Annotated in this window: 10 protein-coding genes; 4 read left to right on the top strand and 6 right to left on the bottom strand. The window is 43.0% G+C overall.

Annotated elements, in window-relative coordinates; all coding sequences use genetic code 11:
• The first annotated feature begins 28 nt into the window (after positions 1-28).
• A complete protein-coding gene (locus tag G7Y45_RS18635; RefSeq protein ID WP_032531628.1) occupies positions 29-928 on the top strand; it encodes an ion transporter in 900 nt (299 codons plus the stop codon).
• Here G7Y45_RS18635 and G7Y45_RS18640 read toward each other — a convergent pair.
• Positions 918-6,791 carry a DUF3320 domain-containing protein gene (locus G7Y45_RS18640; RefSeq protein ID WP_165016646.1) on the bottom strand — a complete coding sequence of 1,958 codons (5,874 nt, stop codon included), beginning with the start codon at positions 6,789-6,791 and terminating at the stop codon, positions 918-920. The genes G7Y45_RS18635 and G7Y45_RS18640 overlap by 11 nt on opposite strands.
• Before the next feature lie 118 nt (positions 6,792-6,909).
• Positions 6,910-7,281, bottom strand: a complete 372-nt coding sequence (locus G7Y45_RS18645; RefSeq protein ID WP_005808086.1) for a DUF2809 domain-containing protein — start codon at positions 7,279-7,281, stop codon at positions 6,910-6,912.
• Between the two features lie 149 nt (positions 7,282-7,430).
• Between G7Y45_RS18645 and G7Y45_RS18650 the strand changes: the two genes are divergently transcribed.
• Positions 7,431-8,099, top strand: coding sequence for an MgtC/SapB family protein (locus G7Y45_RS18650; RefSeq protein WP_032531631.1), 669 nt, complete (start codon positions 7,431-7,433; stop codon positions 8,097-8,099).
• Positions 8,100-8,101: 2 nt separating this feature from the next.
• Here G7Y45_RS18650 and G7Y45_RS18655 read toward each other — a convergent pair whose 3' ends face one another.
• Genes G7Y45_RS18655 through G7Y45_RS18665 form a run of 3 tightly spaced genes read right to left on the bottom strand, consistent with a single transcriptional unit; the run spans position 8,102 to position 11,044 of the window.
• Positions 8,102-8,875 (bottom strand): TIGR03915 family putative DNA repair protein, encoded by a 774-nt coding sequence (locus G7Y45_RS18655; RefSeq protein WP_032531658.1) that lies wholly within the window; start codon positions 8,873-8,875, stop codon positions 8,102-8,104.
• Positions 8,876-8,882: 7 nt separating this feature from the next.
• On the bottom strand, positions 8,883-10,148 hold the full coding sequence (locus G7Y45_RS18660) for a putative DNA modification/repair radical SAM protein (protein WP_005780995.1): 1,266 nt from the start codon (positions 10,146-10,148) through the stop codon (positions 8,883-8,885).
• Positions 10,145-11,044, bottom strand: a complete 900-nt coding sequence (locus tag G7Y45_RS18665; RefSeq protein ID WP_005808091.1) for a YafY family protein — start codon at positions 11,042-11,044, stop codon at positions 10,145-10,147. Before G7Y45_RS18665 ends, G7Y45_RS18660 begins: the two co-directional genes overlap by 4 nt.
• A gap of 171 nt (positions 11,045-11,215) precedes the next feature.
• On the opposite strand from G7Y45_RS18665, the gene msrB reads away from it, so the two are divergent.
• Positions 11,216-12,304, top strand: a complete 1,089-nt coding sequence (gene msrB, locus G7Y45_RS18670) for a peptide-methionine (R)-S-oxide reductase MsrB (protein ID WP_005808092.1) — start codon at positions 11,216-11,218, stop codon at positions 12,302-12,304.
• Between the two features lie 140 nt (positions 12,305-12,444).
• On the opposite strand, the gene G7Y45_RS18675 is transcribed toward msrB, so the two are convergent.
• Positions 12,445-12,621: a histone H1 gene (locus tag G7Y45_RS18675; RefSeq protein ID WP_005780999.1), complete on the bottom strand. Its 177-nt coding sequence runs from the start codon at positions 12,619-12,621 to the stop codon at positions 12,445-12,447.
• 148 nt (positions 12,622-12,769) lie between these two features.
• Here G7Y45_RS18675 and G7Y45_RS18680 point away from each other — a divergent pair, with 148 nt between their 5' ends.
• Complete coding sequence (locus G7Y45_RS18680; RefSeq protein ID WP_005781000.1) at positions 12,770-13,411, top strand: helix-turn-helix domain-containing protein; 642 nt, start codon at positions 12,770-12,772, stop codon at positions 13,409-13,411.
• The last annotated feature ends 214 nt before the right edge of the window (positions 13,412-13,625 follow it).

Here is a 13,625-nt window from a genome sequence, read left to right on the forward strand (position 1 = left end):
CTGGCAGTTACATTAACATATTAACACATTGAAAAGTGATTCTTGGCTCTATCGTTTTCTGCACAACCAGGCTCTGAAGCGTAAGTTGTACGTCATTATTTTCGAATCCGACACACCCGCAGGGAAGGCATTCGATGTAGCCCTTATCATATGTATCCTATTGAGTATTCTGCTCGCCATTATCGAAAGCCTGCAAGGTCTTCCTTCCTGGCTTTCGACTCCGTTCATCGTACTCGAATACCTTTTTACGGCTTTCTTCACTTTTGAATACGTCACCCGTATTTACTGTTCGCCTCAACCACAGAAATACATCTTCAGTTTTTTCGGTATCATCGACCTGCTCGCTACGTTACCGCTCTATCTTGCCTTCTTTCTGCCCGGTGCGCGTTACTTGCTTATCATCCGTGCTTTCCGCATCATACGGGTATTCCGTATCTTCAAGCTCTTTAACTTCTGGCTTGAAGGCGAACGATTGCTCACCTCACTCAAAGAAAGTAGTAAAAAGATAGCCGTTTTTTTTCTCTTTGTCGTCATCCTCGTCGTCGCCATCGGTACGCTGATGTACATGATCGAGGGAACTCAGCCCAATACACAATTCAATAATATCCCGAACAGTATTTACTGGGCCATCGTCACCATGACCACCGTCGGTTATGGAGACATTACCCCCGCTACCGCCCTCGGCAAATTCCTATCCGCCTGCGTTATGCTGATCGGCTACACTATTATTGCCGTACCCACAGGTATCGTCTCTGTATCTATGATGAAGGAGTACAAAAAACTTAAAGATTTGCAATGTCCCAACTGTCACAAAACGGGGCATGAAGAGAATGCAACATATTGTAAATATTGCGGACATAAACTAAAAAACGAAGAAACGCCCCAACAAGAATCCCAGACTAACGGACCGCGCCGGACTACTTCATAAGTATCTTGTCACCTTCAATTTTAGCCTCTTCCCTGTCCAACAACATCTGGACTCCCCTACGCATAGCAGTCTCCACATTCAGTCCGAAACGAGCATAACCTAATAACTGGGCAGTTATTTTCATTAAGTCAGTCAAAGGTAAAGCTATTTGTTGTTCCAATATACTCAGAGCTGCATTGGCCACCTCACGTGGAGGTAAATCTGCCACCTCACGTTTGGAATCAATACGAAATTTAGTATATGCCTCTGCTTCCTCTTTCGTATTCCAATAAAAAGTCAGTCCGTCAACTTCTTGCTTGTAATAAGGGGTTCTACTCAATATATCATCCATCCAGGCAATCAAACGGGCTGTTTTACGAAGAATTCCATAAGCACTGAAAATTCTGTTACTCAACAATGAACGACTGATAGGCGCTTCTGTATGCATAATTTCATCCAACTGTTTTCTGATACGGGGTTCTCGTCGAGGCATCATAAAGTCCCAGGAAGAAAGATTCACTGAAACCAAAGAAGCTGTTTCATAGATCTCCGATTCCACAGACTTTACTCCCTCCCGAATCACCTGTTCCGGAACGTTTACCAAACAAGGTTGTGCACTACATAGCAATCCGGCTTTCTGTCCTTGATTCAATACAGGAACAGGAAGAGAAACCGATGCCGGAATCTCCGATTTACTGCAACGTGCTTTCTCCAATTCTCCCTCTATACGGTCAATCACTTTTTGAGAATTTTCCCACCAGTCCATTGTCCATACCTTACAGATATTCCATCCCAGCATCTTCAAGACACTGCTTTGCACAATTTCCCGATCCCGGGCAGTTTTCGCAGCCCGATAATTTTCACCGTCACACAAAATTCCGAGCAAATAACGGGAAGAATTATCCGGATCGACAACACCTACATCTACCCGGAATCCGGAACATCCGATTTTAGTTTTTACCTGATACCCCCTCTCACGAAGCTTTGAGGCCACCAGTGTACCGATATCAATACTCTCGGACGCCATTGCATTAGAGTGATTCAAAACACCGGTGCCTTTACCGGCATATTCGAGGAAGTATTTCAAACCTGCCACTCCTACGGAAGATGTTTTTTTCAGGTCAATCTGATCAGCCTTTAATGTAGAAAAGACTTTCATCTCATACCGGGCACGAGATACCGCTACATTCAAACGACGTTCACCACCATCACGGTTCAGCGGACCAAAATTAAGGCTGACCCGTCCGTTGATATCCGGACCATAACCTACTGAAAACAAAATGACATCCCGTTCATCTCCCTGTACATTCTCCAGATTCTTAATGAAAACAGGTTCTTCACGGTTAAAAGCAAGATTCTCCAAATCGGCATTTTGCATAACAACATCCGACAACATATCTTCAATCAGAGTCTGCTGTACAGAACTGAATGTTACCACTCCAATACTTTGACGACTCAGCTTCGGATCGGAAAGCCTACGAACAATCTCGTCGACTACAGCCTGTGCCTCAGCTTGATTCTGCCGGCTTTTTCCTTTATCATAATATCCCTCAACAGATACCAGCGTAACTTTTGCAGCCAGATCGTCAGGAGACGGAAAAGTCAACAATTTATTATCATAATACTGTGAATTACTAAAAGCAATCAGGCTCTCATGTTTACTGCGATAATGCCATAACAAATATTTGGAAGGCATAGACAAAGCCAGACAATCATCCAGGATACTTTCCAGATCTTCCATCTCGATATGCTCTTCATCTACAGAGTTGCTGGTGAAGAAACTGGTTGGCGGCATCTGCTTCGGGTCACCTACAACGACCACATGGTTTCCACGGGCAATGGCACCAACAGCTTCGCATGTAGGCATTTGGGAAGCTTCATCAAATACAACCAAATCGAACTTATCATGGTTCACATCGATATATTGCGCTACAGACATAGGGCTCATCAGCATACATGGGCACATGCGTGGCAATAAATTAGGGATAGAATCAAACAGTTTACGGATAGGTACCCCACGCCCATTACTACGGATACACTTCTGCAAAATTCCCACTTCCGAACTTTGGGCAGCCGCATACACAAACGATGGAATGTTAGAAGCCAATTTTGCATAAAGTTCTTTCTTTATCAATTCCTGATACTGTTCATTCAGTTCACGAAAACGGAGAATGCTGTCATTGAACAACTCTCCACTAAAGAACTGCAGTACCTGTTCCGTACCAATGGCATATTCCGTAAAACTACGATAAAATCCTTTCAAGTAAATATTCATCATCCGTTCGGTAGGCAGGTTACACTCCGTATACGCTGTAAATACAGACTCCAAGCCACAAGCTTCGAACCGACGGGACACATTCAGCCAACGATACCAGTCCTTCAATTTATCCGTGTTCTTTGCCCAAATTTCACACTGATGTAACGCTCCCGCCAGCCAATTGTCTTCACTGACATGAAGCACCTCTTTGGAAATACCCAGCAGTTGCAGCATCGATTCCTCCAATTGCTTTTCACGTTCCCAGTCCTGTACCACTCCCTCAAGTTGTTCCTTGTTCATTTGCCGGAATGAAGAATAGCCTTCTGAAAGCTGTTCTGCCAACTTCTCCTTAACCAAGCGTACTGATGACGCATCTTCGGCTAATCCCATCAACAATCTGTTCAACTGAAGCAGTCCCTCACTCATCGCTTCTATATCAGCCCACTGCTCTTCGCCTGAATGGGCCTTAGCACCAAACAAATTCTGCAGCCAACTGCTTTTGCTGTCCACTTCCTGCTTTTCTTGCTGATAAGAAAGCAATTGCTGCAATACCGGAAGTACCTGTTCTTTGCCTATACGCCCTTGCAACGAAAAGAGAGACATCTCTTTACAGAACTTACGTTGCTTCAGCCAACGGGGAAGGAACCAACTTTGTGTAATCTCTTTCCACTCCGCCAACTTTTGCTGTGCTGGAAAAGTAAAAAAAGCATCTTCAAACGATTGTTTCAGCAAACTGTAGACAGCATCCCTTTTTCGCCCATGTTCAATGATACGGCGTATCTTCTCAACATTCTCATTTGGCTCGGTCATCAATACCAAATTGGCAGTCATCCCCGGAAGTTGCATTAAGATACGAATAAACCGAACCAGACTCTCCAACAACTTCTCCGTATATTTATTACCTATTCCATATATTGAAAAGCACTTTCCCACCTTTTTCTCCATCACCTGTAAAAGAGTTATATACTCTTTCAAAAGCTTATCCGTTTCCTCTTTCAGTTGCGAAGAGTACTCCTTTATATTAATTCCGGTGAGGGGATGATGATAAGAATGTCCGCTTACTTTTCCAACTCCCACCAATTCTTCCACAGCATGGTTCCACTCGTTCAACTGTTCTTTGGTCAATGTGGTAAGCAGAAAAGCGGGTATCATTATTTCTTCTTTTTCGTCAATAGAACTGTAACGTGTGACCGCTTCATAAACGGAAATACCGCAAGGATATACCCGGTGCAGCGCCTCTACATATCCATTGATCTGCTGACGCATTTTAAACAGTCTCTCCGACTCTTCCTTAAACTCTTCCGGTTCTTTATACCGGAAAATCTCTGTTGACTCTTTTAACTGTCTGAGCACATCTGTTTTACGTGCTTTATTGGAATGTAATTCCAGACAAAAAGGAGCCAAGCCAATATTTGTAAGCCTTTTTTGTACCACAGAAAGTGCAGCCATCTTTTCGGCCACAAACAACACCCGTTTGCCTTGATACAATGCATTGGCTATAATGTTCGTAATGGTTTGCGACTTACCGGTTCCGGGGGGGCCGTGTAAAATGAAACTCTTTTCACTCACAGCTTCATAAACCGCTTCAAGCTGCGATGAATCCGCACTGACAGGCAGAGCAATATCAGTAGGCGTCAAAGTGTGGTCCAGCTCTATGGCACTGGCATCGACATCTGCAACTTCCCACTCCATTTTACCACTCATCAGGCTCCCGACTATCTTATTTTTACTTAACTCTTCAGCATTTGAATGAATGTCATTCCACATAATGAACTTACTGAACGAAAAAGTACCCAAAATAGCCTGTTCTTCCACATCCCAGCGTTTCTCATTCATCACTGCCTTCCTGAAAATAGAAAAGACACGTTTCACATCGGCACCATTCTCATCTTTCGGCAACGATTCGAGTCCGGAAATAGTAATGCCGAAGTTTTGTCTCAGCATCTCCAACAGAGTGATATTGAGCATACTCTCTTCTTCACGGGCACGGATGATGTACCCTTTGGACACAGACTTGCGAATCATCTCAACAGGAAGCAGCAAGATAGGTGCATAGCGGGGACGCTCACTATGTTCGGTTTCATACCATCTCAACAAGCCCAGAGCAAGATATAAGGTGTTTGCCCCATTCTCCTCCAGAGCTATTCTGGAAGAACGGTATAAATAAGTAAGCGACTTTTTCAGATCCTGTTCGTTCAAATAGGTTCTCAATCTTTTCTGTGTCAATTCCTGCTTAATCAAACCGAGCATCGGATCAGATTCCGTCAAAGCTCCATAAAGTCCGAAATCATACAATGGATTATCCCAGTCAGAGGGTTTGCCCAAGATCTGAAATTCCGTTCCGTCAGAAAAAGCATCCTCCATCTTATCCACATCCGCCGAAATCACCTGAAGAGCATTTCGGGTAATGCGAAGGTTCAGAAAATTATTACGGAGACTCAAGTCCAATAACTTTCTCTCCCATAAAAGTTGTTTGGTGACTTCCACGTAACAGTCCTGATTTCCCCAATCATATTGCTTAATCTCTTCCGGGGCATTGCTGTAACTGACGTGCGACTCGTCTTCCGGTGTCTGAATCATCTCCGGATTTACGCTCCATGCTTTCCCATGCATTATCCTCTGAGGCAAAGGCAGGATATGGGCAAAACGGCTACGTGCCACATCAATAAAACAAATAAAATCGTTCACCGCTAACATTTTACCATTAGCCAATCCGACTGCTGCATCGAAAGTCACATTTTTTCCATCGTTCATGCAGGTAGCTTCCAGCAAAATAATTTCGTTGATCCCGTCTGCAGTTCGTTTTGTCAACAGCGAAGGATCATCATTCACCGCATCAGGAAATGTTCCGTCAATCAGCCAGCATCCCACCAAAGCATGTCCTTGAATAACCACCAGTAATGGATGCAATCCCATAGCTTCGGCACACGAAGCATACAATAAGGACATATCCAGGCAAGTTCCCAATTTGCCGGAAAGCACATTATCCGAAAGTCTGATTCTCTGCCCGGCATCTCCAAAACTGGCAGGAGGTGTACAATAAGCAATGTGCTGCTCCTTAACAGCCTCGTACAAAGCAGCTAATTGTATCTTTACCCTATTAGGATTACAACTCTGATAAGCATCCAACGAGGAGCTACCTGACCACTCTTTCAGAATGGATGCTGTACGAGAAATAATTCCTGTAAGTATGGGATGATTGGGGACCACAAACGCCGACAAAAGTTCGGGCAACACCTGAATACCTCCCCACTGATCGAAGGCCAATATATCAATGGGATATTTACTTTGGAAGACTACTTCTTCATCACAAGAAACAATCAGTCCGATAGCACCGGAAAAACGTTCGGTTTGCCGAATGAAAAAAGAAGGATCCAAAAGTAGGTTCAATGTGGTTATTTTGATCATTTCACCTGGAGATAACCTTTCTATCATCACAGGTGAAGCTGCTGCAAACTCAGGTTCAAAAATCAAAGATACCTTTAAATCCGCAAGTGGATGTTCCGTATTATTTTTGATAGAAAACAACCGTACAACAGGTATCCGGTTTTGCTGCATGGAATAATTGACGACAGGCAAATAAATAAACTCCACATCCAATTTGGAAGAAGGATTCTCTTGACTCATGACAAACAAGATTAATTAGTTCACACTCAAACAATAACATGCAGCAAAATTACATAATAATTTATAAACGAAGCCTACTTATTTCAAAGAATTTACAAAACAAGCAGAAAAACCGTTCTTATTTTCCTTTCTTACCCCAAAAACGTTCCACCAACAGAATAAATACATATCCGCCGGCATAACTGACTATATCTTTCAAATCGAAAGTAGACCCAAGTATAATACGGGTCACAGGGTTCGTTATTCCCAACACATCGACTAACTGGAAGTACTGAAGAACCTCAATAAAACAGGCAAAAGCAAATACATAGAAAGGTAATTGAGATAAACCTTTCGGAATAAAAATCCGTATAAAGCAATAAATCAACACAACAACCAATGCATCACCCATATAAGGACGTACAAAACGATCGTGAACATACATACCGATTATGATTTCAACTGCCAATATTATAGCAAAGCCAATCAAATAAAAAAGTCTTTTATTCATTGTGTGTTTTAAGTTTTATGCAGTACTGAATATATAGTCTTTCCGAAAGAAATAATCTTTTAGCTGCGAATATACGTTATTTCTAAAAACAATCGTATCTTTAGGTTACGAATAAATTATTGGAATAAAGACAGAAAGGAGATTTTCGTATAATGTTGAACTTCGATTTTGTATTAAGATTATTGGTTGCCGGCATCTTGGGTGCCGTCATCGGTCTGGATAGAGAATACCGTGCCAAGGAAGCCGGCTATCGCACACACTTCCTGGTTTCACTGGGAAGTGCACTGATAATGATCGTTTCCCAATATGGCTTTCAAGAGATAATAAAAGAGGATAGTGTTACGCTCGACCCAAGTCGTGTAGCGGCGCAGGTAGTAAGTGGCATTGGCTTCATCGGTGCCGGAACAATTATCTTCCAAAAGCAGATAGTGCGGGGACTGACTACAGCGGCCGGTATCTGGGCGACAGCGGGAATCGGTCTGGCAGTAGGTGCGGGCATGTACGTTATAGGCATTGCCGCCATGGTACTGACTCTCGTGGGTCTTGAAGTATTAAGCTACTTGTTCAAAAGTATAGGGATGAAAAGTTCAATGATTACATTCTCCACCGACAATAAACAAGTATTGAAAGGAATAGCGGACCGTTTTAACTCCAAGGATTATCTGATAGTGTCGTATCAGATGGATAAGCAAGAACACGGAGGAATAGAAACTTATCAGGTGACTATGGTCATTAAGTCCAAACGGAACAATGACGAAGGGCATTTATTATCATTGATACAGGAGTTTCCCGAGGTGACAGTAGAACGGATTGAATAAGGTCATTTCTGTTTCTCAGTGATATACTTCCAATAACGTACCGGCATATCTTGCTTGTGTTTCCGGGGATTCAGCCTCTCTCTGATCGTGATAGATTTAAAATAAGTCTTCCAAAGCTGCTGAAACAGTTTTTCGTCTTTATCCATCAGGCTTTCGTCGAGCATACCGGTAACCAGGTGGGCGGCTGGGGTATCCTGATCAAACGTCACCTCTTCCACTGTATGCAGGTCATAATAAAACCCATAACGCCGTTTCATATCATAAATCAGCCACCGCTGATCGGCAAACCGATCTTTAAAGTGAGCAACCGTCAATGGTAATGCGTTGTGCTGAGGTTCAAAAGCAGCAAAGAAAGTGCCATCCGCTGCTTTCTGAAAGCGAACGAACTGCAACATACGCAGCCGCTCCCAATCCACTCGTTTCCATATCCTGGAAAGGGCAAGTACATCCGGATCACCAAAATTCGTTTCAATGGATACAGGGGAATCAATGGCTTTACGGATGTACCGGAACAGGAGTAAACCCACCTCGGGCAATTCCGACAGCCAACACCAGGTAATGGCCGAAAGTGCAGACGCCGATACTTTTTTTTGCAATCCCCGCCAGACACGTCCTGCCTTTTCGTCATCGGTAATAACCGTAAAAACTTCATCATAAAAAAGTGGCAACGCCTCCCCATCCGTAAGTAAAACATCGGGGAAAGTCTTGCGGTAATAAGCATCAAATACTGCTGTCAACAAGCCATCAAGCGTTTTATCGTAAATAAAAAGAGTCATAACAATCTCAATCGGAAAAAACAAACGACAACTGATTTTCATCCGTCTTTTTCCTAACAGGCTTAGGCAGCAACAGGCTGCGTACGGTCTGTGGTGTCATCTCATTCACTGTCCGTACAGGCAATTCACTGCAAGTAATAAAGTATTGTGCTTTTTTCATGACCACACCTATCTTTTTAAGTTGATAATATCCCAACTTTGAGTAGCGGCGAGAAGCAACAATCAATTTAGCTGATTTCACTCCTATTCCCGGAACACGGAGTATCATTTCATAATCCGCTCTATTGATATCGACAGGAAACTGTTCCGGATGACGCAACGCCCAAGACAACTTGGGATCTATCTCCAAATCAAGATCGGGATAAGCGTCATCCACAATTTCATCAACCTTAAACTGATAAAAACGCATCAGCCAATCCGCCTGATAAAGGCGGTTTTCGCGTACCAGAGGAGGTTGCTTAAGTGCCGGCAAACGGGTATCGTATGTATTCACTGATACATAACCGGAGTAATAAACCCGTTTCATCGTAGGGCGTTGGTAAAGAGCCGAAGAGAGAAAAAGGATATCCTTATCAGTTTCGGCTGTGGCACCGACAATCATTTGTGTACTCTGCCCTGCCGGAGCAAAACGAGGAGCATAGCGAAACTTTTTCCGTTCTTCACTACTCTCCAGTACCCCTTGCTGGATATAAAGCATCGGTGCAAACACGCTCTTATGATCTTTTTCCGGAGCCAGCAGTTTCAGATTCTCTTCTTTAGGTATCTCCACATTCACACTCAGGCGGTCGGCATAACGCCCGGCTTCATTCACCAGTTCACGGCTGGCTCCGGGAATGCTTTTCAAGTGGATATATCCATTAAAACGGTGCACTTCACGCAAATCTTTTGCCACACGTACCAGACGCTCCATGGTATAGTCAGGGTTACGCACCACACCAGAGCTTAAAAACAGTCCTTCAATATAATTCCGGCGATAAAACTCAATCGTCAGATCTACCAGTTCGGATACGGAAAGCGTAGCTCTGGGCAAGTCGTTACTTCTCCGATTGATGCAATAAGCACAATCATATATACAATAGTTGGTGAGCATCACCTTTAATAGCGAAATGCAGCGACCGTCTTCCGCAAAACTATGGCAGATGCCCCAGCCTCCCACAGTATTGCCCAACATGCCGGGTTTGTTGGAGCGCACCGTACCACTGGAAGCACAAGAAACATCATACTTGGCCGACTCTGCCAGTATCTTCAGTTTTTCAAGTACATTCGCATTCATAAGTGATAAAGGGTTTGCATATTTCTTATCTCATCTTTTATCGTATCCCTTAATGACCGGGGCTCTAACACCTCCAATGCCGCTCCCTTAGACAACAACTCCTGTACAAAATCATACGTATGTGATATATACAACTCAAAATCAACGTAATTCTCGGTAACAGCAATTTCCTTCTGACTGGAGTGTAAAGGAAGGTTTCTCAGATATGGTGCCTGCGAAATTGTGGCCCTAAGTACTGTACGCTGAGGAAGCAGACTCTCATCTCGAATGATACCAAAACTATTGCGGAAATGATCTTGGGGAGTGAATTTACGCGGAAAACTGAAAGTATCTTCTGAAAGGCTGATCTCCCTGACCCGATCGAGAGAATAAGAACGGAAAGCCTTATATTCCCGATTCACTCCTACCAGGTACCAACGGTGCCGAAAAAGTTTCAGGAAATAAGGTTCAAGCAATACACTCTTGGATTGCTCCCAATTATATGCCTGATATTCCATAACAAGCACATTCCCGCTACGCATAGCATTGATAATGGTATCCATAAATTGTATTCCTGAAGGAACTTCTTCAAACACAATCCGGTTCTTCATATCTACATTTTCTTGCAGTACATTGTTTAATGAAAAACTATTCAGTAACCACATCTTCAACTTATCGCCCAACATACCCTCGGCATCTGCTATATAATAGGTATTATCCCGCTTATCGCATTCAATGTTGATGTCGAACATCTCCTCGATAGCTTGTCGATGGTTGTGGAAAGTCCGCAAAGGAATATCCACACGGCTACCGTCTCCCGCCCGCCAGCGACGGTTGATTTCGGCGAATGTCACAGGTCCGTTCCGAAAGATCGTATCCACCAGCCAAATTAGTTTATTGAATTGTTGTTTTGCCATACTGAACTCTTTTTCTGCTGCAAAGCAAGAGAATGTTTATGCCAAAAGTAAGCACAATCCCTTGAAAGAACAAAAGATAATCTCTTTTTAACCACTTTATGGAAGGATACAACAGTTCTTAATAATCAGAAATTGATGTTCATTTGTTATTTATAAAAGAGACCAAGGATTATGAAAAAGAAGTTCACTATATTTGTCGTGCTGTTGGCAGGTATCATTTATACCGGCTATGCACAAGGCGTACAATGGATTTATCAACAAAAACAGGAGAAAAAAAGTATGAAAAATCAGAGTGAGATATATTTTGCGGGCGGCTGCTTTTGGGGAACTGAACATTTCCTGAAACAAATCAGAGGAGTAAAGTCAACCCAGACCGGATATGCCAATGGAAACATTGCCAACCCAACCTACCAACAGGTATGTACAGGGAAAACCAATTTTGCGGAAACCGTTAAAGTGGACTATAACCCACAAGAGGTGTCATTGAAACTTCTGATTGACCTGTTTTTTAAAACGATTGATCCCACAAGCCTGAACCGGCAGGGAAATGACCGTGGAACACAATACCGCACCGGTATCTATTATACGGACGAAGCAGATCTGCCTGCAATCCGGAGCGCCATCGGTGAATTGGCCAAAGAATACTCTAAACCTATTATAGTGGAAGTGAAGCCTTTGTCCAATTTCTATAAAGCAGAGGAATACCATCAGGATTATCTGGATAAGAATCCCGGAGGATACTGCCACATAAATCCGGCACTCTTTGAATTGGCAAAGAAGGCCAATGCACAGGGTGCCGAAACACCACAGGCAAGTTATAAAAAGCCGGATGATGCCACACTTCGCAACAAGCTGACAGCCGAACAATATGCCGTCACACAAAAGAATGCAACCGAACCAGCCTTCCATAACGAATACTGGAATGAAAAACGAGATGGCATCTACGTAGATATCACCACCGGAGAGCCCCTTTTTATTTCAACAGATAAGTTCGATTCCGGATGTGGTTGGCCCAGCTTCACCAAACCGATCGAAAAAGAGTCAGTGAAAGAAAAGACGGATACATCACACGGAATGGTGCGGACGGAGGTACGGAGTAAAACGGGAGACGCACATCTGGGACATGTTTTCACCGATGGTCCCAAAGACAAAGGAGGATTGCGCTATTGTATCAACAGTGCATCCTTACGCTTCATCCCCAAAGAGAAAATGCAGGAAGAAGGATATGGAGAATACTTGAAACTTTTACCTCAGAAATAAAAGAGGAAACAGTATCTGCAAAAAAAGAGGATACCTGCTAATTTACTATTTCTGCCAATAGATACAAGCTTAGTTTCTGTAAAATAAAAAAGCCGGTCACAAAACTGAGACCGGCTTTTCATTTTCTTCTATTCGTAAGATTACTTCTTTGATTCTTCTAAAGATACTTTACGGAATTCTTTCATTGCTTTTTCGATTTCCAATGAAGCTTTACGGGCACGAGTTCCTGCAGCTTTGTTACCATTTTCGATCTGAGCATTTGCATCTTTGTTGAACTCAGCTACCAAAGTAGCAATCTTTTCTACTAATTCTTTCATAATCCTTATTTATTTCTTCGTTAATAATGATGGGCAAAAATACATCCTTTCCCGAAATAAACGCATAAAAACGATATTTTTTTTGAAATTATCGGCTAAAAATCGGCAAAAAAATGAGGTTTAGTCTTTTTTATCTACTTTTGCAAGCATGAAACCGCTTACAGATACTGATTACATACACGCATTGATAGCCGAAGGGGAGCATCAGCAACAAGACTTTAAATTTGAAATATCCGATGCCCGCAAGATTGCCAAAACGCTGTCGGCCTTTGCCAACACCGATGGAGGACGGTTGTTGATCGGAGTAAAAGACAATGGGAAAATTGCCGGTGTACGTTCGGACGAAGAAAAATACATGATAGAAGCAGCTGCCCAACTTTACTGTCAGCCGAAAGTGCATTATTCCATGCAAACATTTCACGTCGAGGGACGTTCTGTATTAGTCGTACAAATAGAGGAAAGTGAGAACAAGCCTGTTTATGCCAAGGATGAAACCGGTAAACCACTGGCATATATCCGCATTAAAGACGAGAATATCCTGGCTACTCCGGTACATCTGCGCATTTGGCAGCAAAGTGGAAATCCGGCAGGTGAACTGATCCAATATACCGAGCGAGAACAGTTATTACTCGACTTACTGGAAAAAAACACCTCACTCTCACTGAATCGCTATTGCCGGCAAGCAGGTATTTCCCGACGGGCCGCAGAGCATTTATTGGCTAAGTTAATCCGGTTCGACATTGTGGAACCAATATTCGAAAACCACAAATTCTACTTCCGACTGAAATAGAAGGGGGGGCCGGAGAATACGGTGTTTTGACGCGCACCCTAAGGGAGAGCATCTGCTGCCTTGAATGCCAGTTCCATTTACATGCCGAGGTAAATGCTTTTACATACCGAGGTAAATGGATTTACATGCCGAGGTAAATGCTTTTACACGCCGAAGTAAATGGATTTACATACCGAGAAAAAAGCAGGTAAATATAATCTACTGATTATCAACA

Origin of the sequence: Bacteroides sp. ZJ-18, from assembly GCF_011038705.2 — a bacterium.
Lineage (GTDB): Bacteria > Bacteroidota > Bacteroidia > Bacteroidales > Bacteroidaceae > Bacteroides > Bacteroides hominis.

What these genes read in the sequence shown, in the direction of transcription:
- G7Y45_RS18640 (WP_165016646.1), bottom strand. Translation starts at nt 6,791, where the DNA reads ATGAGTCAAGAGAATCCTTCTTCCAAATTGGATGTGGAGTTTATTTAT.
- G7Y45_RS18645 (WP_005808086.1), bottom strand. Translation starts at nt 7,281, where the DNA reads ATGAATAAAAGACTTTTTTATTTGATTGGCTTTGCTATAATATTGGCA.
- G7Y45_RS18660 (WP_005780995.1), bottom strand. Translation starts at nt 10,148, where the DNA reads ATGAATGCGAATGTACTTGAAAAACTGAAGATACTGGCAGAGTCGGCC.
- G7Y45_RS18675 (WP_005780999.1), bottom strand. Translation starts at nt 12,621, where the DNA reads ATGAAAGAATTAGTAGAAAAGATTGCTACTTTGGTAGCTGAGTTCAAC.
- G7Y45_RS18680 (WP_005781000.1), top strand. Translation starts at nt 12,770, where the DNA reads ATGAAACCGCTTACAGATACTGATTACATACACGCATTGATAGCCGAA.
- msrB (WP_005808092.1), top strand. Translation starts at nt 11,216, where the DNA reads ATGAAAAAGAAGTTCACTATATTTGTCGTGCTGTTGGCAGGTATCATT.
- G7Y45_RS18655 (WP_032531658.1), bottom strand. Translation starts at nt 8,875, where the DNA reads ATGACTCTTTTTATTTACGATAAAACGCTTGATGGCTTGTTGACAGCA.
- G7Y45_RS18665 (WP_005808091.1), bottom strand. Translation starts at nt 11,044, where the DNA reads ATGGCAAAACAACAATTCAATAAACTAATTTGGCTGGTGGATACGATC.